This is a genomic window from Trinickia diaoshuihuensis, from assembly GCF_003390925.1.
Lineage (GTDB): Bacteria > Pseudomonadota > Gammaproteobacteria > Burkholderiales > Burkholderiaceae > Trinickia > Trinickia diaoshuihuensis.
On record NZ_QUBS01000021.1, the window covers coordinates 45,376 to 66,427 of the forward strand.

The following is a 21,052-nucleotide window of genomic DNA, read 5'->3' on the forward strand; positions in this document are numbered from 1 at the left end:
GTTCAAGCGGCGTGACGTAAAGGACAACGGGAAGCGTGAATCGAGGCAAACACGCGCGGGGTCAGCGCGGTGCGCGTAGAGAGGAATCTAACAAAAAGCGGCGATCCGTGTCCGCCAATATCGCACCGGGTCAAACGGCCCATTGCGCTTCGATGAGCTTGAACGCGCAGGCGATGGCGGGTTCGTCGATTCGTGCGGCGAGCGCGATGAAGGTCAATTGAGTCGGGACCGTCACGCCTTCGACGATCGTCAGCGCATGCGTATGGGCTTGTTCGATCGCAATGGCGTCGCGCGCAAGAGAGAGTCCCACGCCCGATTTGACGAGATCGAGCATCGACGTCTCTTGATCGACCTCGGCCACCTTGACCGGATCGGCGCCAGCCTGCGCGAAGACGCGCGAGAGCAGCCGGTTGTGCGCGGAGGCGGGCGGCGTCCAGATCCACGGCAGCATCGCAAGCGAGCGCCAATCGGGCGAGCGTCCGATCCGTTCTTTCCAGCCGGCGGGGCCGAGCACGCGGTATTGAAAGCGCGTCAGCGCGGCGGTATGAAAGAGCCCATCCGGCATGCCCTCGTCGGCCGGTTGGCCGATGTAGTAGCCCACGTCGAGTTCCCGCGCGCGTATTTGCTCGGCCACCCAGCCCGACATTCCGTGACGCAGCGCGGTTTCGATTTGAGGATAGGTCTCGACGAGCTGCTTCAAGAAGCCGCCGAGCCGTAGGAACTGCGGGTCGAGAATCGTGCCGATGCGCAGCCGTCCGCGTACTTCATGGCGCAATGCGGCCGCGGCGCGCTCGACATCGCCGGCGGCGGCGAGCGCGCGCTCCGCATGCGGCAACAGCGCCTGCCCGTCACGCGTCAGCACGAGCCCGTGCGCGGTGCGCGCGAACAGGGCAACGTCGAGCGCCTCCTGCAAATTTTTCAATTGCAGGCTGACGGCCGGCTGCGTCAGATGCAACTGAGCCGCGGCGCGCGTGAGGTTGCCGACGCGTGCCACGGTTACGAAAGCGCGAAGCAAGGTGAGATCCATGACGGCGATATTAGCGCGGCTTATATTGCAGTTGAGCAGAACTCATTGGATTTGGGCTTCGATACGCGCGTACGCTCGCCGTGCCGGGCGCGCGAATGCGGTGTCGGCCCGGACTTTTTATTCCAATCGATGAGAGGCGGGAGACGCCATGGGCGAGACGATTTTCGAAGGCGAATTCGACTATGTGATCGTCGGAGCCGGTACGGCCGGATGCGTGCTGGCGAACCGGCTCAGCGAGGATGCGGACGTCAGCGTCCTGCTGCTCGAGGCGGGCGGCAAGGACAACTACCACTGGATTCACGTGCCGGTCGGCTATCTGTATTGCATCGGTAATCCGCGTACGGATTGGCTGTATCGCACGCGCGAGGAGCCGGGTTTGGGCGGCCGCTCGCTGGCGTATCCGCGTGGGCGGGTGCTCGGCGGCAGCTCGTCGATCAACGGCATGATCTATATGCGCGGTCAGCGCGAGGATTACGACGAATGGGCGCGTGCGACCGGCGATGCGTCGTGGTCTTGGGACGCCGTGTTGCCCGTGTTCAAGCGCAGCGAGGATCACCATGGCGGCGCCGATCCGTGGCATGGCGCGGGCGGGCCGTGGCGCGTCGAAAAGCAGCGCTTGAAATGGCAGGTGCTCGAAGCGTTCCGGGAGGCCGCGCAGCAAAGCGGTATCCCCGCGACCGACGATTTCAATCGGGGCGACAACAGCGGCGTCGGCTACTTCGAAGTCAATCAAAAGCGCGGCGTGCGATGGAACGCGTCGAAGGCGTTCTTACGCCCGGCGCTCGGCCGTCCGAACCTCACGGTCGTCACCGGTGCGCAAGTGCGCAGGCTGACATTCGAAGCGAAACGCTGTACGGGCGTGGTCTATCGCCGCGAGGGCGCCTCGGGCACGCGCGAGTTCGTGGCGCGCGCCCGGTGCGAGGTCGTGTCGGCCGCGGGCGCCGTCAATTCGCCGCAATTGCTCGAACTGTCGGGTATCGGCAATGGGGCACGCCTGCAACGCCTCGGCATCGAGGTCGTTCACGATGCGCGCGCTGTCGGCGAGAATCTGCAAGACCATCTCCAGTTGCGCACCGCGTATCGCGTGCGCGGCGTGCGCACGCTCAATACGATGACGGCGCATTGGTGGGGCAAGCTGCTCATCGGCATGCAATACGCGCTCCGGCGCAGCGGGCCGATGTCGATGTCGCCTTCTCAATTGGGCGCCTTCGCGAAGTCGTCGCAGGACGATGCGTCCATCACACGGCCCGATATCGAATACCACGTGCAGCCGCTCTCGCTCGATCGCTTCGGCGAACCGCTGCATCGCTTCAACGCCTTCACGGCGTCCGCTTGCCCATTGCGGCCGACCTCGCGCGGTAGCGTCCATATCGAATCGCCCGATCCGCAGGCGCCCCCGATGATCGCGCCGAATTATTTATCGACCGACTACGATCGGCATGTAGCGGCCAACGCGTTGCGGCTCACGCGCCGCATCGTGCAAGCGCCGGCGCTCGCACGCTACGCGCCCGAGGAAATTCTTCCGGGGCCCCAGTATCAAACCGAGGAAGAACTCGTGCGGGCCGCGGGCGCCGTGGGCACCACGATCTTTCATCCCGTGGGCACATGCCGCATGGGTGCGGCCGACGACCCGGGCGCCGTCGTCGATACGCGGCTGCGCGTGCTCGGCGTGACGGGATTGCGCGTGGTCGACGCGTCGATCATGCCCACGATCACCTCGGGCAATACGAATTCGCCCACCCTCATGATCGCCGAGCGCGCGAGCGAGATGATTCGCGCGGATCGCCGCGCGCGCGCTTCGTCCCTGCCCGAGGTAGGAATCGCTTCGACCGTGACGGCCGTATGACGCCGGCGCGCAGTGCCGCGCGCCGCGCCGGGCCCGTATTGCTTGCCTGCGCAATTAAGCACTAGTGCAAATCCCTATGATTGCGCTGCATCAATGGCGCGACAATGCGCGATGCCGCATGGGGCTGGGCCGGCCTCCCTCGCATTGATGCACCATGCCATAAACGGCGGGGGATGCAGCGCCCGCCAAGCGCCGCGCTCGATAAGCGCGGGCGTTTATGCAGTGCTTCGCCTGACTTCGCATGGAAGGGGACATGATTCTCGGCGACACGATTTTGGAGACGCGCGGGTTGACCAAAGAGTTCAAGGGCTTCACGGCCGTGAACGGTGTGAACCTGCGTGTGCGCCGCGGCTCGATCCATGCGTTGATCGGCCCGAACGGCGCGGGCAAGACGACCTGCTTTAACTTGCTGACGAAGTTTCTCGAACCCAGCGCGGGGCAGATCGTCTTCAACAATGTCGATATCACGCGCGAGCGCCCGGCCCAAATCGCACGACGCGGCATCATCCGCTCGTTCCAGATTTCGGCCGTCTTCCCGCATCTGAGCGTTTTGCAAAATGTCCGCGTGGGGCTGCAGCGCGCGCTGGGCACCTCATATCACTTCTGGCGCAGCGAGCGGACGTTGCATCAGCTCGACGAGCGCGCGCACGAGTTGCTCGCGCAAGTAGGCTTGACCGATTTCGCCGATACGCCCACGGTCGAACTTTCTTATGGACGCAAGCGCGCGCTCGAGATCGCGACGACCCTCGCGATGGAGCCCGAGCTCATGCTGCTCGACGAACCGACGCAAGGCATGGGGCATGAGGACGTCGATCGCGTGACGGCATTGATCAAGAAAGTATCGGCGGGCCGCACGATCCTGATGGTGGAGCACAACATGAATGTGATCGCCGGGATCTCGGACACGATCACTGTCTTGCAGCGCGGCGAGGTGCTCGCGGAGGGCAGTTACGCCGAGGTATCGAAGAACCCGCTCGTGATGCAGGCTTATATGGGCAGCGCCGACGCTGCGTTGACGGGGGCGCACGGATGAATCGCACCGAGCCGGAAACCGTTGCCGTGAGCGGCATGAGCGAGTCGAGCGCGGACGCGGCGGCCGCATTGACGATATCGGACCTGCAAGCGTGGTACGGCGAATCGCACATCTTGCACGGCGTCGATCTGACCGTGCGGCGCGGCGAAGTGGTGACCTTGCTCGGCCGCAACGGCGCGGGACGGACGACGACCCTGCGCGCGATCATGGGCCTCACGGGCCGGCGCACGGGCTCCGTGCGGATCGGCGAACGCGAAACCATTCAAATGCCGACGCATAAGATCGCGCACTGCGGCGTGGGCTATTGCCCCGAGGAGCGCGCGATCTTTTCGAGCCTCTCGTGCGAGGAGAATCTGTTGTTGCCGCCGATGGTCGGCGCGTCGAGCAACGCGATGTCGCTCGACGAGATTTACGAAATGTTCCCGAATCTGAAGGAGCGCCGGATGAGCCAAGGTACGCGGCTTTCCGGCGGCGAGCAGCAGATGCTGGCCGTCGCGCGCATCTTGCGCACGGGTGCGAACTTGCTGCTGCTCGACGAAATTTCCGAAGGTCTCGCCCCTGTCATCGTCCAAACGCTGGCGCGCATGATTCTCGCGCTGAGGGCACGCGGCTACACGATCGTCATGGTCGAGCAAAACTTCCGCTTCGCGGCGCCGCTGGCCGATCGCTTCTACGTCATGGAGCACGGACGCATCGTCGAACATTTCGTCGCGAGCGAACTCGAAAGCAAGATGCCGGTGCTGCATGATTTGCTCGGCGTTTGACGCCCGGGCACCGCGGTAGCGGATGCGTCCATCTTCACGGGCGCGCCGACAAAACAGTTGCACGCACAACCAATAAGCGAAGAAGGAGATACCAATGAGGACCAAGTTGCTCGCAAGCGCTGTTCGCACTCTCGCGGTTACCGGTACGGCGCTCGCCGCCGCTTTGGCCGCGCAGCACGCGCAAGCGGCCGAGAATCAAGTCACGATCGGCTTCATCACCGACCTGTCGGGCCTATATGCCGACATCGACGGCAAGGGCGGCGCTACCGCGATCCAAATGGCGATCGACGATTTCGGCGGCAAGGTGAACGGGCTGCCGATCAAGCTGCTCACGCAGGATCACCAAAACAAGGCCGACATCGCCGCCTCGACCGCGCGCAAGTGGATCGATACGGAAGGCCTCGATATGCTCGTCGGCGGCACGAACTCGGCCACGGCCTTGGCGGTCAACGACGTCATCAAGGACAAGAAGCGCCCGTATTTCTCGATCGGCGCGGGTACCGATGCGCTGACGAACAAGGCGTGCACGCCGTATACGGTTCACTACGCGTACGACACGACCGCGCTCGCCCGCGGCACGGGTTCGGCAATCGTCAAGCAAGGCTTTAAGAACTGGTACTTCCTGACCGCCGATTACGCTTTCGGCAAATCGCTCGAGGACAACACGGCGAAGGTCGTCGAGGCGAACGGCGGCAAAGTCCTCGGCAACTCGCTGCATCCGCTGTCCGCATCCGATTTCTCGTCGTTCTTGCTCCAAGCGCAATCGTCGAAGGCGCAGGTGCTGGGCCTCGCGAACGCAGGCGGCGATACCGTGAACTCGCTGAAGGCGGCGAAGGAATTCGGCATCTCGAAGTCGATGAAGATCGCCGCGCTGCTGATGTTCCTCGACGATGTGCATAGCGTCGGCTTGCAGACCGCTCAAGGCCTGCTGCTGACCGATAGCTGGTACTGGGACCAGAACGAGAAGTCGCGCGCATGGGCGCAGAAATACTTCAAGAAGACGGGCAAGATGCCCTCGAGCCTGCAAGCGGCGGACTACTCGGCCACGATGAGTTACTTGAACGCCGTGAAGGCCGTCGGCTCGACCGATCCCGACAAGGTGATGGCGCAGTTGCACAGCCAGAAGATCGACGACTTCTATGCGACGGGTTCGATCCGCGCGGACGGCGTCATGCTGCACGACATGTATTTGTTCCAAGTGAAGACGCCGGCCGAATCGAAGAAGCCTTGGGACTACTACACGCTTAAGGCGACGATCCCCGGCGACCAAGCCTTCGGCACGAAGGCTGAAACGCAGTGCGGCCTGTGGAAGTAAACGCTCGCTCGACGCGGTAACGACGCGCGCCGCGCGCGCGTCTATTTCTCTCTGACGGCAGGTTCAATGGATATCTTCGGCATTCCGTTGCAGGCCATGCTGGGCCAGCTCTTGCTCGGGCTTGTCAACGGGTCGTTCTATGCGATCCTGAGTCTCGGGCTGGCCGTGATCTTCGGCATGCTCAACGTCATCAATTTTGCGCATGGTGCCTTGTTCATGCTCGGCGCCATGCTCGCGTGGATGGGCCTTTCCTATTTCGGCCTGTCGTATTGGACGATGCTCGTGTTGTCACCGGTCATCGTCGGCATCGTCGGCATCGTCATCGAACGCTCGATGCTGCGCTGGCTCTATCGCCTGGATCACTTATACGGGCTGTTGCTGACGTTCGGGCTCACGCTCGTCGTCGAAGGCGTGTTCCGTTCGATCTACGGCTCTTCGGGGCAGCCGTACGAGGTGCCGGAGTTGCTCGCCGGGGCGACCAACGTCGGCTTCATGTATCTACCCAACTATAGAGCGTGGGTCGTGCTCGCCTCGCTCGTCGTCTGCTTTGCCACCTGGTTCGTGATCGAAAAGACCCGGATCGGCGCCTACCTGCGCGCGGGAACCGAGAATCCGAAAATCGTGGAAGCGTTCGGCGTCAACGTTCCACTCATGATCACGCTGACGTACGGCTTCGGCGTGGCGCTGGCCGCGTTCGCGGGGGTGCTCGCCGCGCCCGTGATCCAAGTTTCCCCGTTGATGGGCCAGCCGATGATCATCACCGTGTTCGCCGTCGTCGTGATCGGCGGAATGGGCTCGATCATGGGCTCGATTCTTACCGGGCTGATGCTCGGGATCGTGGAAGGTTTGACGCGCGTGTTTTATCCCCAGGCTTCGGCAACGGTCGTGTTCGTGATCATGGCGCTCGTGTTGCTCGTGCGCCCCGCGGGTCTTTTCGGCAAGGAGCGGTAATGCAAAGAAAAGCGCTTTACGCCCTCTTGCTCGTGGGGCTCGTGCTCGCGCCGTTGCTCGGCGTCTATCCCGTGTTCGTCATGAAGGTGCTGACGTTCGCGCTGTTCGCGGCCGCGTTCAACCTGCTCATCGGCTACACGGGGCTGCTCTCGTTCGGCCACGCGATGTTTCTCGCCACGGCGGGATATGTAACGGGCTATGCGATTCAGACGATCGGTCTGACGCCCGAACTCGGCGTGCTCGCGGGCACGGCCGCTGCCGCGTTGCTCGGACTCGTGGCCGGCTTCTTCGCGATCCGGCGCCAGGGCATCTACTTCGCGATGGTGACGCTCGCGCTTGCCCAGCTCGTCTACTTCGTCTTCCTGCAGGCGCCGTTTACGGGCGGCGAGGACGGTTTGCAAGGCGTCTCCCGCGGCAAATTGTTCGGCCTCCTAAGCTTGTCGCCCGATCTGACGCTTTATTACGTCGTGCTCGTCGCGATCGGGGCGGCCTTCCTGTTGATCGTGCGTGTCGTTCACTCGCCGTTCGGCCAGGTGTTGAAGGCGATTCGCGAGAACGAGCCGCGTGCGATTTCGCTCGGCTACGACACCGACCGGTTCAAGCTGTTGGCCTTCGTGCTCTCCGCCGCGATCGCCGGCTTCGCGGGCGCGCTCAAAGTGCTCGTGCTCGGCTTCGAGACGCTCGGCGACGCGTATTGGACGATGTCGGGGCTCGTGATTCTGATGACGCTCGTGGGCGGCATGGGCACGCTCTTCGGGCCGCTGCTCGGCGCGGCGCTCGTCGTGACGCTCGAGGAGCGGCTAGGCGATATCGGCACCGCGCTCGCCGCGCTGACGCACGTCGAGTGGTTCAATTCGCTCGGCGATTCGACGACGATCGTCATCGGCATCGTCTTTATCGCTTGCGTGCTCGCGTTTAGACGCGGAATCGTGGGCGAAATCGTCGCTCGCGTGCGGCCCTTGCGCGGGTGAGAAACACGGTTGTGGCGGGATTGCGCTGCGGCGCGCCATCGCGTGCGCAAGCCACGCTTGCACGATCGAGGGGCGCGGCCACCCTTGAAGAGATGAGGCTGTCCGGCGATGCCGCGTTGGGCGGTACTCGCGCGCGGCCTGAAACGATGCGCGCTTGCTCGAATTGTGTGCTGCTATGCACCACTAGGGAAAGTGCTAGGTTGTGGGAGAAGACGGGGTTGTTTAATCTTCGTCTCAGTTCTGATGCACCGAATTTACAGGTGGAGAACGAGGAGACAATCGAGGCACTCAGTGCCCGGACGGAAGCGCTGTTGGATGGTATCCAACAGCGCTTTTCATTTGTGCGTTCAAATTCGTGCGTTCAATACACGCATCCACTGATCGTTGCCGCGCGCGTCGGCAACGCATCGCCACGAGTTCCCGTTTTTTCCTTGAATGGCTGCGAGACGTACCCGGCTCGGTTGCGTTCCCTCTCGCGCATTTTTTCTTTTCCGTGTGTTTTTTTGTTGTTTGCGCGCGGCATCGAAGGCCTGCGCCGGCACGATCGGCTACGATCGGTCGGTGGATGCATTCGCCCGCGCGAATCTCGCATTCGCAATACCAATGATTGAGCCGCTTGATAAGCCGGCAATGACAACGCGCTTTCTCGCGAAAGCCTCAGGAGATCAGTAATGACGATGAAGCAATGGGTACGCGGCAGCTTGGCGGTGGCGATGATGTGCGGTGCGACGGCCGCTTTCGCGCAGGTGAAGATCGGCGTCGTGCTCTCGACGACGGGACCCGCCGCATCGCTCGGCATTCCCGAGAAAAATACGATTGCGTTGCTGCCGAAGGAGATCGACGGCAAGAGCGTGCAGTACATCGTGCTCGACGACGGTTCCGATACGGGAAAAGCGGTGCAAGACGTGCATAAGCTGATCGACGAAGATCACGTCGACGCGATCGTCGGTTCCACGGTGACACCCAATTCGCTCGCGATGCTCGATCCGACATCGGCCGCCAAGACGCCGATGATTTCGCTGGCCGCGTCCGCGAAGATCGTCGAGCCGATGGACGATAAGCGCAAATGGGCGTTCAAGACGCCTCAAAACGACGGTCTGATGGCCAACGCGATCGCCGACTACATGGCCAAGCACGGCGTGAAGACGGTCGGCTTCATCGGCTTTGCCGATGCGTATGGCGAAAGCTGGAACGCCGAGTTCGGGAAAGCGGCGGCTGCCGATCATCTGAAGATTGTCGCGAACGAGAAATACAACCGCACGGACGCTTCCGTCACGGGCCAGGTGCTGCGCGTATTGAGCGCCAATCCCGATGCCGTGCTCATCGCGGGTTCGGGTACGCCCGCGGCGCTGCCGGCGAAGGAGCTGAAAGCGCGCGGCTACAAGGGCAAGGTTTATCAGACGCACGGCGTGGCTAACAATGACTTCCTGCGCGTGTGCGGCAAGGATTGCGAGGGCGAGATCCTGCCGTCGGGACCGGTGCTCGTCGCCGATCAACTGCCGAGCGGCAACGCCGTGAAGCAATCGGCGCTTGCCTATAAGAGCGCGTATGAGAAGGCCTACGGAGCGGGCAGCGTCGTGACCTTCGGCGGCCATGCGTGGGACGCGGGCCAGATGCTGCAGCGTGCGCTTCCCGAGGCGCTGAAGAAAGCTCAGCCGGGTACCGAGGCGTTCCGCTCGGCGCTGCGCGATGCGCTCGAGAACATCAAGGAGCTGCCGATCTCTCAAGGCGTCATGAATACATCGCCGGCCAACCACAACGGGCTCGATCAACGCGCGCGCGTCATGGTGGAGGTAGCCGACGGCAAGTGGAAGCTGCTCAACGACTGACGCCGCAACGAGCGGGCCCGCGTCGCTCGCTTTTTTCCGTGTACCGCGCGCCGGCACGTTCGTGTCCTCGGCGCGCGGTATCTCTTTTGATTTCCGTCGATTCCTAGAGTCGTGCCTACAGGGCTCAAACCAGCATGGATTTATCGATTGCGGCGATCCTCGCGCAAGACGGCATCACGACCGGGGCGATCTACGCGCTGCTCGCGCTGGCGCTCGTACTCGTTTTCTCCGTCACCCGGGTCATTTTCATCCCGCAAGGGGAGTTCGTCTCATACGGTGCGCTGACGCTTGCGATGCTGCAGGCGCAGAAGTTTCCGGCCACCGCCGTCTTGTTGCCCGTGCTCGGGGCGGCGTGTTTCGTTCTTGAAGCGGCGGCGCTCGCGCGGCATGCGCAGCGGCGCCGACATGCGGCGCGTACGCTCACGTCGCTCGCTAGCCGGTATCTGCTCGCACCGATCGCCATTTACGCGATCGCGCAGCACGCTTATGCGCTTGCGCTGCCGATGGCGGCGCAAATCGCGCTCACGCTGGCGATCGTCGTGCCGATGGGCCCGTTCATCTACCGCTTGGCCTACGAGCCGTTGGCGGAGGCGAGCACGTTGCTGCTGTTGATCGTCGCCGTCGCCGTGCACTTCGCGATGGTCGGCTTGGGCTTGCTGATGTTCGGCGCCGAAGGCTCGCGTACGACACCGTTCTCTGAAACGTCGTTCAGCCTCGGCGGCGTATCGGTCTCCGGCCAAAGCGTCTGCGTGGTCCTCTCCGCGCTCGTCATGATCGTCGCGCTCTATTTGTTCTTCGATCGTTCGATCGCGGGCAAGGCGTTGCGCGCGACGTCGGTGAACCGGCTCGGCGCGCGGCTCGTCGGGATCGGCACGACCCAAGCGGGCAGACTCGCTTTCACGCTCGCGGCGGGGCTCGGCGTGCTCAGCGGCATCCTCGTCGCACCGTTGACGACGATCTACTACGACTCGGGTTTCTTGATCGGTTTGAAGGGCTTTGTCGGGGCGATCATCGGTGGGCTCGTGAGTTATCCGCTCGCGGCGGCCGGCTCGATCCTCGTCGGGCTGCTCGAATCGTATTCGTCGTTCTGGGCGAGTGCCTACAAGGAGGTGATCGTATTCACGCTCATCATTCCGGTGCTGCTGTGGCGCAGCTTGGTCACCGTGCACATCGAAGAAGAGGAGGAGTGAGCGATGAAACGTTTGTTTTCGGGCAAGGCGCCGTTCTGGGCGTTTCTCCTGGTCCTATTCGCATTGCCGGTGCTGCCGCATCCGCTGCACGTTCCCGAGTATTGGATCACGCTGCTCAATTACATCGGGCTTTATTCGATCGTCGCGCTCGGGCTCGTGTTGCTGACGGGGGTGGGCGGCATGACGAGCTTCGGCCAGGCGGCCTTCGTCGGTGTCGGTGCTTATGCGACGGCTTATCTGACGACGCGGTTCGGCATCTCGCCATGGGTTGCGCTCTTCGTCGGCATTGCGCTGACGGCGCTCGTCGCGCTCGTGATCGGCGGCGTCACGATGCGGCTGTCGGGGCATTTTTTGCCGCTCGGCACCATTGCTTGGGGCTTGTCGCTGTACTACCTCTTCGGCAACCTCGAAGCGCTCGGCAAGTACGACGGTATCAACGGCATTCCTGCGTTGAGCGTGCTCGGCATCTCGTTCCAATCGGGCCGCGGCATTTACTACCTGATCTGGGTCGTGGTGCTGCTGGCCGTCGTCTCGATTCAGAATCTGCTTAATAGTCGCCCCGGGCGCGCGATCCGCGCACTGCGCGGCGCGGGCGTGATGGCCGAGGCGATGGGCGTCAATACGGCATGGATGCGTGTCGTGATTTTCGTCTACGCGGCCGTGCTCGCCGCCATCTCGGGATTCCTTTACGCCCACTTGCAGGGCGCCGTGAATCCGACGCCGTTTGGCCTTAATCACGGTATCGAATATCTATTCATGGCCGTCGTTGGCGGTATCGCGCATGTCTGGGGTGCGATTCTCGGTGCGGTGATCCTCACCGTTGTGCAGGACTATCTGCAGTCCTTGCTGCCGGTCTTGCTCGGGCAGAGCGGCAATTTCGAAGTCATCGTATTCGGCGTATTGATGGTGGCGCTGCTCCAGTACGCGCGGCAGGGTGTGTGGCCGTTCGTCGCGCGCTGGTTTCCGCGAGGTCCGCGTGCACGCGTGCCCGAGCGAGCGGAGTCCTTGCCTCGGCGGCAGAAACCGGCGGCAGGCGAGCCGCTGCTCGTCGTCGATCAGGCGCGCAAGGAGTTCGGTGGGCTCGTGGCCGTCAACGACGTGAGCTTCGACGTTCAGGCAGGGCAAATCGTCGGGCTCATTGGTCCGAACGGCGCGGGCAAGTCGACGACGTTCAATCTCGTCACCGGCGTTCTGCAAGCGACACGCGGGTCGATCCATTTCCGCGGTGAGCGTATCGATGCGCTCAATTCACGTGAAATCGCCAAACGCGGTATCGGCCGCACGTTCCAACATGTCAAGCTCCTCCCGACGATGACAGTGCTGGAGAACGTTGCCATCGGCGCGCATCTGCGCGGCTCCAGTGGCGTGTGGCGCAGCTTGGCGCGGCTCAATGGGCGGGAGGAGGGCCAACTGCTGCTCGAGGCCGCCGAACAGATTCGGCGGGTCGGGCTCGAGCAGCATATGTACGACGAGGCGGGCTCTCTCGCGCTGGGCCAGCAGCGAATCTTGGAGATCGCGCGGGCGCTGTGCGGCGATCCGACGTTGCTGCTGCTCGACGAGCCGGCGGCCGGGCTGCGCTATCGCGAGAAGCAACAGCTTGCCGAATTGCTGCGCAAGCTAAAGGCGGAGGGGATGAGCGTGCTGCTCGTCGAGCATGATATGGATTTCGTGATGAACCTTGCCGATCGGCTCGTGGTGATGGAGTTCGGCACGCGGATCGCGCACGGACTGCCCGAGGAGGTTCAGAACGATCCGGCCGTTGTCGAAGCCTACTTGGGCGGGGTGGAGTAATGAACGAAACGACGACTATGCCGATCTTGTCGGTGGCCGGACTGTCGGTGCGGTACGGCAAGGTGGAGGCGTTGCACAACGTATCGATCGATGTGCGTCCCGGGCAGATCGTCAGCGTGATCGGGCCGAACGGCGCCGGCAAATCGACGCTGCTGAACGCCGTCATGGGCGCGCTGCCCGGGACCGGACACACGAGCGGGCCCGTACGCTATCGCGGCGAGGATGTCGGCGCCTTGCCCGTTGAAAAGCGGGTGGAGCGGGGCATGTGCCTCGTTCCCGAAAAGCGCGAGCTGTTCGCGACGATGACGGTCGAGGACAACCTCGTGCTTGGCGCCTATCGCCGCAAGCGGGCCGGGGAACGCGACTTCCTCGACCAGCTCGAGCCTGTGTTCGAGCGCTTTCCGCGCTTGAAGGAACGGCGCAAGCAGGCGGCGGGCACCTTGTCGGGCGGGGAACGGCAAATGCTCGCGCTCGGCCGCGCCTTGATGGGCAAGCCGGACTTGCTGATGCTCGACGAGCCCAGCTTGGGCCTCGCACCGCTGATCGTGAAAGAGATTTTCCATATCATCAGCGCGTTGCGAAGCACGGGTGTCGCAACGCTGCTCATCGAGCAAAATGCGCGGGCGGCCTTGCAGATATCCGATTACGGATACGTGCTCGAGACCGGTGAACTGGCGCTCGAAGGGGCGGCCGATTCATTGGCGAGCAATCCTCGCGTTATCGAAACGTATCTCGGGTTGGCGAAGAAGACCGCTTAAGGGACGGCGGGCGAGGCTGGGCCGGTCCGCGTTTTTCGATGTTCCACGTGAAACATCGCGGTTGCCGAGTCGTGAAACGGGCCAGTTATTTGTAAAATCAGGTTCTTAGCCCGCGCGGCCGACCCGCCTCACGCGCGATCCCCGCTATAATTTCGCGCATACATTTTCCCGAAAGGCCCACGCACTTCACGCTGCGTGGGATCGCGATGCTTTATCCCACAGAATTTGACGTAATCGTCGTCGGCGGAGGTCACGCCGGCACGGAAGCCGCTTTGGCGTCGGCCCGCATGGGCGCAAAGACGTTGCTGCTGACGCACAACATCGAAACGCTCGGCCAGATGAGCTGCAACCCGTCTATCGGCGGCATCGGTAAGGGCCACCTCGTCAAGGAGGTCGATGCGCTCGGCGGTGCAATGGCGGCCGCGACCGATGAAGGCGGCATCCAATTCCGCATCCTCAACTCGTCGAAGGGGCCCGCGGTGCGCGCAACGCGCGCTCAGGCCGACCGTATCCTTTATAAAGCGGCCATCCGGCGGCGGCTGGAGAATCAACCGAATCTGAGCTTGTTCCAGCAAGCGGTGGAGGATCTGATCGTCGAGGGCGATCGCGTCGTCGGTGCGGTGACGCAGGTCGGTGTGCAATTTCGCGCGCGCGCCGTAGTGCTCACGGCCGGTACCTTCCTGGACGGCAAGATCCACGTCGGCCTCAACAACTATACGGGCGGACGCGCCGGCGATCCGGCTGCGGTCTCGTTGTCGGGTCGATTGAAAGAACTCAAGCTTCCCCAAGGGCGGCTGAAGACCGGGACGCCGCCGCGGATCGACGGACGGACGATCGATTTTTCGAAGCTAGAGGAACAACCGGGTGATCTGGACCCGATCCCTGTCTTTTCGTTTCTAGGGCGCGTGGACCAGCATCCGCGGCAGGTGCCGTGTTGGGTCACGCATACGAACGAGCAGACGCACGACATCATTCGAAGCGGGCTGGATCGCTCGCCGATGTACACGGGGGTGATCGAGGGCGTGGGGCCGCGGTATTGCCCGTCGATCGAGGACAAGATTCACCGCTTTGCATCGAAGACGTCGCACCAGATTTTCCTCGAACCGGAAGGGCTGACGACGAACGAGTTTTATCCGAACGGCATCTCCACGAGCCTACCGTTCGATGTTCAGCTCGATCTCGTTCATTCGATGCGCGGGCTTGAGAACGCCCACATCCTGCGGCCTGGCTATGCGATCGAATACGACTACTTCGATCCTCGGGGCTTGAAGGCGTCGCTCGAGACGAAGGCAATCCGGGGCCTTTTCTTCGCGGGCCAGATCAATGGAACGACCGGTTACGAAGAGGCGGCGGCGCAGGGCCTGCTGGCCGGCATCAATGCCGGGCGATACGTCCAAGAGAAAGAGGCGTGGTGCCCGCGTCGCGATCAAGCCTATCTAGGCGTCCTCGTGGATGATCTCGTCACGCGCGGCGTCTCGGAGCCGTACCGGATGTTCACGAGCCGTGCGGAGTATCGCCTAAGCCTTCGTGAAGACAACGCCGACATGCGCTTAACCGAAATCGGCCGCGAGTTGGGCGTCGTGGATGACGTCCGTTGGGACGCTTTTTGCCGGAAGCGCGACGCTGTTTCACGTGAAACAGAACGCTTGCGCTCGACATGGGTGAACCCGAAGACGCTGTCCGCCGAAGAGGCTACCGCATTGCTCGGGAAGCCAATCGACCACGAATACAACCTGGCCGACCTGCTGCGGCGCCCGGGTATCACTTATGACGGCATCTGCGGTCTCCGCGAGGGCGCTTGTGGTCCCGAGGCACCCCTTGCCGAGGATCCCGTGCTCCTGGAACAAATCAAGGAGCAGATCGAAATCGGCGTCAAATACCAGGGATACATCGAGCGGCAAGCTGACGAGATCGAACGCAACGAGGCAAACGAAAACACGCGGCTACCTGAAGGTATCGATTATTCGGTCGTTCGGGGACTCTCGTTCGAGGCACGCCAAAAGCTCAACCAATTCCGCCCCGAAACGATCGGTCAAGCCTCGCGGATTTCCGGGATCACGCCCGCCACGATTTCGCTGCTGATGGTTCATCTGAAGAAAGGGTTGGGCAGGCGGACCTTGGCGGAGCCAAGCACTATCGAAAGCAGCGGGGCCGATTCGGCTCCCGATGTCCAATGACGGCGTCGCGCGCCCAAGGGGCGCATTCGAATGACCGAGCTGCCTGGCTCGACCTATTGCGAGCCGGAGCAGGAGAGTTGGGCGTGTCGCTTTCCGCCGAGCAATTCGACCGGCTCGCCGATTACGTTGCGCTGCTGTCGAAATGGAACGCCGTCTATAACCTGACGGCGATCCGTGATCCGCGCCAAATGCTCATCCAGCACATTCTGGATTCGCTTTCGATCGTGCCGCACTTGGCGGCGCGTGGTGGCCGGGCGATTTTGGATGTCGGGTCGGGCGGTGGACTGCCCGGCATCGTCCTCGCCATTGCGCTGCCCGAATGCAGTGTCACGTTGAACGACATCGTCCAGAAAAAAACCGCATTCCAGGCGCAAGCGAAGGCCGAGCTCAAGCTCGATAACCTGTCTGTCGTCACCGGGCGTGTCGAGAATCTTCGTCCGGGCATCGAGGTTCCGGGAAAATTCGACGCAATCGTCTCGCGCGCATTCGCAGAGCTCGCCGATTTCGTTACACTTGCGCGTCATTTGGTGAACGAGCAGGGATCGATCTGGGCCATGAAGGGAGTGAGGCCCGACGCCGAAATCGAACGGTTGCCGGCGGGCGCGCATGCGACTGAGGTCGTGCAATTGCGCGTCCCATTTCTCGACGCCGAGCGGCATCTGGTGCAAGTCGTATTCGATTGAGCGCGATTGAGCGGTTCCCTGCGTCAACGTCAGCAGTGCAACAGCGGTAACTAGGATCTCCGAACGATGGCAAAAATCTTCTGCGTGGCGAACCAAAAGGGCGGTGTCGGCAAGACGACGACGGCGGTCAATCTCGCCGCAAGTCTCGCTTCGCAGGGGCAGCGCGTCCTATTGATCGACCTCGATCCGCAGGGCAATGCGACGATGGGAAGCGGGATCAATAAGGCCGAATGCGAGAACACGGTCTACGAGGTGCTCGTCGACGGCCTTTCAGTGGCCGATGCCCGTATCAAGTCGGAAGCCGTTTCGTACGACGTGCTGCCGGCCAATCGCGAACTGGCAGGTGCCGAGATCGAACTCGTCAGCGTCGACAATCGCGAAAGGCAATTGAAAGCTGCGCTGGCCGCGGTTGCCGACGACTACGACTTCGTGCTGATCGATTGCCCCCCGGCCTTGTCGCTGCTGACGCTGAACGCGCTTTGCGCGGCGCACGGTGTCGTCATCCCGATGCAGTGCGAGTACTTCGCGCTCGAAGGTCTGTCCGATCTCGTCAATACGATCAAGCAGGTCCACGCGAACCTCAATCGCGATTTGAAGGTTATCGGCTTGCTGCGCGTGATGTTCGATCCGCGCATTACGTTGCAGCAGCAAGTGTCGGATCAGCTCAAGGAGCATTTCGGCGACAAGGTGTTCGACGCGGTGATTCCGCGCAATGTCCGCTTGGCCGAGGCACCGAGCTACGGGCTGCCGGGCGTCGTATTCGACCGCGCTTCGCGCGGCGCGCAGGCGTATGTCCAGTTCGGCGCCGAAATGATTGAACGCGTGCGTGCGCTATGAGCACTGCCCGGGACCGAGGAAACGCAATGAATGCCGTAGCAAAAAAGAAGGGATTGGGTCGTGGCTTGGAAGCGCTGCTGGGCGGCAGCGCCGATATCACGACGGCCGTGCGCAGCGAAGGGCAGCCGAGCGTGCTGCCGCTTGGGAAGCTGCAGGCGGGCAAGTATCAGCCGCGCACGCGAATGGACGAAGGCAGCTTGCAGGAGTTGGCGGCGAGCATCCGTGCGCAAGGCGTCATGCAGCCGATTCTGGTGCGTCCCGTCTCGGCTGAAAAATTCGAAATCATCGCGGGCGAGCGGCGCTTCCGGGCCGCGCACATCGCCGGGCTGGCGGAAGTGCCGGTACTCGTCAAGGACGTCCCCGACCAAGCCGCGGCAGCGATGGCGCTCATCGAGAACATTCAGCGCGAAGACCTGAATCCGCTGGAAGAGGCGCAGGGCATTCAACGTTTGCTCGACGAATTCGACTTCACCCACGAACAAGCGGCCGAATCGGTGGGCCGTTCGCGTAGCGCCGTCTCGAATCTGCTGCGCCTGCTGAACCTCGCGCAGCCGGTCCAGACGATGCTGCTTGCCGGCGATCTCGATATGGGACATGCTCGCGCGTTGCTGGCCGTCGATTCCGCGACGCAAATCACGCTCGCGAACCAAGTGGTCAACAAGCGCATGTCGGTGCGCGAAACTGAGCGGCTCGTTACCGCGACGACGAAAGCCGAGCCGGCGGTCAAAGCGCGAACGAATCAGGACGGAGGCCGCGATACGCGCCGTCTCGAAGAAGAATTGTCGGACCTGCTGGCGGCTGCGGTGAAGATCAAGCTCGGGCGTCGCGGGCGAGGCCAATTGCAGATCGAGTTCGGCGATCTCGATGCGCTCGACGGAATCTTGGCGCGATTGCGCGGCGGCGCGGCCGTTTGAGGTCGGCACGTATTTCGCACGCTGACCGCTTGCGTCCTTATCCACACTTAGTCCATCCATGCCGACCGTAGACGATACGCGCTCGCGGCGCGCGGGCGTGCCGCGCAAAATCGTTTCGTTCGCACTGAAAGAGCCGGTCCTGACGATCCTCGTCGTCGTGCTCGCGGCGCTTCAGTGCGTTCGTCCGCAGCGGTGGTTGAAACTGCCCGGGATGGTCGATTGGCCGACCGTACTGACGTTGGCCGGCCTGTTGATGTTGACGAAGGCGATCGAGCTATCCGGTCTGCTGATGTGGCTCGCCCATCGCGTCGTTCATCACGTGCGTTCAGAGCGGGCGCTGGCGTGCTTGTTGATCGGGTTGGCGGCGGCGCTCTCGATGTTCGTCACGAACGACGTTGCGCTGTTCGTCGTCATCCCGCTCGTGCTTTCGCTGCACGCGCTCACGCCGTTGCCCGTCAAGCGCTTGACGATATTTTTGGCGCTCGCCGTGAATGCCGGCTCGATCCTCACGCCGCTCGGCAATCCGCAGAACCTTTTCCTATGGCAAGTCGGCGGCGTTTCGTTCGGGCGTTTCGTCTGGGCATTGGCGCCGCTGTGCGCCGCGCTGACCGCGATGTTGTATGCGCTGGCTTTCTTCGCGTTCAAGCCCAAGACGCTCGACCTGTCGAAGGATACGGCCAAGGAGCGCGTCGATCGCGCCTATGCGAGCGTCGCGGCCGTGCTGTTCGTCGCGTTCGTCTTGCTTGCCGATTCGCATCACGCCGGGATCGGACTCATCGGCGTAGCCGCCGGCTTTTTGTTGTGGCGGCGCGACGCCGTGCTGAAAATCGACTGGGCGTTGCTGCTGATTTTCGTGCTCATGTTTATCGTCCTGCGCAGCGTGGCCGAGCTGCCGTGGGTGCACGATACGGTCGCGCGGCTGGGTCTGCAATCGAGCGAGCGCGCTTATCTCGCGGGCGCCGTACTGTCGCAGGCCATCAGCAACGTGCCGGCCGCGATCATGTTGGCGGAATTCACGAAGGATTGGCGAGCGCTGGCGTTCGGCGTGAGCGTCGGCGGCTTCGGCATTGCCATCGGATCGCTCGCGAATCTCATCGCCGTACGGCTCTCGAAAACGCGCGGCGTCTGGCTGCCGTTCCACCTCGTCTCGATTCCGTTTTGGCTCGTGGCTACCGCGATCGGCGCGTGGCTGCTCGCGCACCTGTGACCTTGACGCCGCGCGGCGCCTCGTTCGCCCGCGCAAGCGAGCGTCGCGCCTTTCGGTTTCGTCAGATCCGCGGGCCGCGCACCCACGCCGGGCGTCGCTTCCAAGCAGTTTTTTGTCGCGGCTAAAGTCTTGAATCGCCTGCAACTATCGCTTACAATCGCCCGGATTTATTAGCTAGGCAGCCCCGTAAGCGCGGCGAAAGCTTCGGGTTGGAAAATGGGTTTTGCAGGATAGGGCGATGGCGGATCGAGAGCCGGGCACAAGGCACGACGAACGCGCGCGACATGATCCTTCTTCCGCTCGCGTCGTAGGTCGTTCGGAAACGTTCGACGATGCGTGGGATGCCGAGCAGCAAGATAACAATTTCGTTCCGCTTACGCGGGCCGAGGCCGAAAGGCTCTTTGGCTCGGACGTGAGCCGCCCCTCGCGCGTCACGCCGTTCAAGGTGGTGAAAGCGCAAGTGGTTTTGTCCCTGGTCGTCACGCTGGTCTGGTGGCTGTTTTATAAGCCGCCGGGTCCTGCTGCGCTGTCGGCCCTGCTGGGCGGAGCGATATGCTGGGTGCCGAGCGCATTGTTCGCGGCACGGTTGAAAGGAGCGGGCGGCGCCGGATCGATCCTGACGTGGATGATCGGCGAAATGCTCAAGATGGGGGTGACGGTCGCGATGTTCGTCGCGGTAGCCGTTTGGTATCACGACGTGCGGTGGCTGCCGCTGCTCGTGACCTTCCTCCTTACCCTTCAAACGTACTGGCTGGCGCTCGCTTGGCGCTGAGATGGATGGGATGACGGCGGACGGCCGGCGGCGTACGCGGCGATCGGCGCGGCGCGCTGGCGTTTGCCGCGTTCGCGCGGCGCGTGCGAACACCGAACGATTTTCGACAATTTAGGTGGCAATAAACGATATGGCAGCTACAGAAAGCACGCACTTGGATCCGTCCGAGTACATCTCGCACCACTTGCAAAATCTCGCCACCGCGCACCAGACGTCGATCATCGACATGCACGTCTTGAATCTCGACACGCTGTTCTGGTCGATCGTGTGCGGTCTCGTGACCATCTTCATTCTGCGCATGGCCGCGCGCAACGCGACGCCGGGCGTTCCGGGCCGCTTCCAGTGCGCGATCGAGATGCTCGTCGAAATGGTCGAAGACCAATCGAAGGCGATCATTCACGGCAATCGCACGTTCATCGCTCCGCTGGCCCTGTTCGTTTTCGTCTGGGTCGCGCTGATGAACTCGCTCGACTTCATCCCCGTCGATCTGCCCGGCCGCGTGATCGGCTGGCTCGGTTTGTCGGGTGTCATCTCGCACCACCGTCTCGTGCCCACGGCCGATCTGAACGGCACGTTCGGCATCGCGCTCGGCGTGTTCGTGCTGATGATTTACTACAACTTCAAGATCAAGGGCGCCGGCGGCTTCATCCATGAACTGCTGTCGGCCCCGTTCGGCGCGCATCCGTTGCTGTGGATCCCGAACCTTGCACTGAACATCATCGAGTTCGTCGCCAAGACGGTTTCGCTCGCGTTGCGGTTGTTCGGCAACATGTACGCGGGCGAGCTGCTGTTCCTGCTGATCGCTTTGCTCGGCAGCATCTGGACGTTCGGCGCGGACACGACGGTGCTCGGCTTCATCGGCCACGTGATCGCAGGCAGCGTTTGGGCGATCTTCCACATCCTGATCGTCCTGTTGCAAGCGTTCATCTTCATGATGCTGACGCTCGTGTACATCGGCCAGGCGCACGATTCGCACTAACCCCCAAG

At 62.7% G+C, this 21,052-nt stretch carries 19 protein-coding genes; 18 read left to right on the forward strand and 1 reads right to left on the reverse strand.

Going from position 1 to position 21,052, the window contains the following annotated elements; genetic code table 11:
• Positions 1-130: 130 nt before the first annotated feature.
• Positions 131-1,027 (reverse strand): LysR family transcriptional regulator, encoded by an 897-nt coding sequence (locus DXT59_RS04795; RefSeq protein ID WP_116135779.1) that lies wholly within the window; start codon positions 1,025-1,027, stop codon positions 131-133.
• 148 nt (positions 1,028-1,175) lie between these two features.
• Between DXT59_RS04795 and DXT59_RS04800 the strand changes: the two genes are divergently transcribed.
• From DXT59_RS04800 to atpB, 18 genes are all read left to right on the forward strand, one after another.
• Positions 1,176-2,873: a GMC family oxidoreductase gene (locus DXT59_RS04800; RefSeq protein WP_116135780.1), complete on the forward strand. Its 1,698-nt coding sequence runs from the start codon at positions 1,176-1,178 to the stop codon at positions 2,871-2,873.
• Between the two features lie 253 nt (positions 2,874-3,126).
• On the forward strand, positions 3,127-3,906 hold the full coding sequence (locus DXT59_RS04805) for an ABC transporter ATP-binding protein (RefSeq protein ID WP_116135781.1): 780 nt from the start codon (positions 3,127-3,129) through the stop codon (positions 3,904-3,906).
• A gap of 35 nt (positions 3,907-3,941) precedes the next feature.
• Complete coding sequence (locus DXT59_RS04810; protein ID WP_420823358.1) at positions 3,942-4,670, forward strand: ABC transporter ATP-binding protein; 729 nt, start codon at positions 3,942-3,944, stop codon at positions 4,668-4,670.
• A gap of 94 nt (positions 4,671-4,764) precedes the next feature.
• Positions 4,765-5,985, forward strand: a complete 1,221-nt coding sequence (locus DXT59_RS04815) for an ABC transporter substrate-binding protein (RefSeq protein WP_116135783.1) — start codon at positions 4,765-4,767, stop codon at positions 5,983-5,985.
• Positions 5,986-6,051: 66 nt separating this feature from the next.
• Positions 6,052-6,936: a branched-chain amino acid ABC transporter permease gene (locus DXT59_RS04820; RefSeq protein WP_116135784.1), complete on the forward strand. Its 885-nt coding sequence runs from the start codon at positions 6,052-6,054 to the stop codon at positions 6,934-6,936.
• Positions 6,936-7,907 (forward strand): branched-chain amino acid ABC transporter permease, encoded by a 972-nt coding sequence (locus DXT59_RS04825; RefSeq protein WP_116135785.1) that lies wholly within the window; start codon positions 6,936-6,938, stop codon positions 7,905-7,907. Before DXT59_RS04820 ends, DXT59_RS04825 begins: the two co-directional genes overlap by 1 nt.
• A gap of 200 nt (positions 7,908-8,107) precedes the next feature.
• Positions 8,108-8,518: a hypothetical protein gene (locus DXT59_RS30445; RefSeq protein ID WP_162877950.1), complete on the forward strand. Its 411-nt coding sequence runs from the start codon at positions 8,108-8,110 to the stop codon at positions 8,516-8,518.
• Between the two features lie 60 nt (positions 8,519-8,578).
• On the forward strand, positions 8,579-9,736 hold the full coding sequence (locus tag DXT59_RS04830) for an ABC transporter substrate-binding protein (RefSeq protein WP_116135786.1): 1,158 nt from the start codon (positions 8,579-8,581) through the stop codon (positions 9,734-9,736).
• Positions 9,737-9,870: 134 nt separating this feature from the next.
• On the forward strand, positions 9,871-10,926 hold the full coding sequence (locus tag DXT59_RS04835; RefSeq protein WP_116135787.1) for a branched-chain amino acid ABC transporter permease: 1,056 nt from the start codon (positions 9,871-9,873) through the stop codon (positions 10,924-10,926).
• A 3-nt stretch (positions 10,927-10,929) separates the two neighbouring features.
• On the forward strand, positions 10,930-12,717 hold the full coding sequence (locus DXT59_RS04840; protein WP_116135788.1) for a branched-chain amino acid ABC transporter ATP-binding protein/permease: 1,788 nt from the start codon (positions 10,930-10,932) through the stop codon (positions 12,715-12,717).
• Complete coding sequence (locus DXT59_RS04845) at positions 12,717-13,475, forward strand: ABC transporter ATP-binding protein (protein WP_116135789.1); 759 nt, start codon at positions 12,717-12,719, stop codon at positions 13,473-13,475. The genes DXT59_RS04840 and DXT59_RS04845 overlap by 1 nt, the downstream gene beginning before the upstream one ends.
• Before the next feature lie 206 nt (positions 13,476-13,681).
• Positions 13,682-15,652 carry a tRNA uridine-5-carboxymethylaminomethyl(34) synthesis enzyme MnmG gene (gene mnmG / locus DXT59_RS04850; RefSeq protein WP_116135790.1) on the forward strand — a complete coding sequence of 657 codons (1,971 nt, stop codon included), beginning with the start codon at positions 13,682-13,684 and terminating at the stop codon, positions 15,650-15,652.
• Positions 15,649-16,335, forward strand: coding sequence for a 16S rRNA (guanine(527)-N(7))-methyltransferase RsmG (gene rsmG, locus DXT59_RS04855; protein ID WP_116135791.1), 687 nt, complete (start codon positions 15,649-15,651; stop codon positions 16,333-16,335). Before mnmG ends, rsmG begins: the two co-directional genes overlap by 4 nt.
• 66 nt (positions 16,336-16,401) lie before the next feature.
• A complete protein-coding gene (locus DXT59_RS04860) occupies positions 16,402-17,172 on the forward strand; it encodes a ParA family protein (protein ID WP_116135792.1) in 771 nt (256 codons plus the stop codon).
• Positions 17,173-17,198: 26 nt separating this feature from the next.
• A complete protein-coding gene (locus DXT59_RS04865) occupies positions 17,199-18,086 on the forward strand; it encodes a ParB/RepB/Spo0J family partition protein (RefSeq protein ID WP_116135793.1) in 888 nt (295 codons plus the stop codon).
• Between the two features lie 58 nt (positions 18,087-18,144).
• Positions 18,145-19,293: an SLC13 family permease gene (locus tag DXT59_RS04870; RefSeq protein WP_116135794.1), complete on the forward strand. Its 1,149-nt coding sequence runs from the start codon at positions 18,145-18,147 to the stop codon at positions 19,291-19,293.
• Between the two features lie 238 nt (positions 19,294-19,531).
• Positions 19,532-20,065, forward strand: a complete 534-nt coding sequence (locus tag DXT59_RS04875) for an ATP synthase subunit I (RefSeq protein WP_116135795.1) — start codon at positions 19,532-19,534, stop codon at positions 20,063-20,065.
• 130 nt (positions 20,066-20,195) lie between these two features.
• The gene (atpB, locus tag DXT59_RS04880) at positions 20,196-21,044 is read left to right on the forward strand and encodes a F0F1 ATP synthase subunit A (RefSeq protein ID WP_116135796.1); all 849 of its coding nucleotides are present in this window, start codon (positions 20,196-20,198) and stop codon (positions 21,042-21,044) included.
• Positions 21,045-21,052 lie beyond the last annotated feature (8 nt).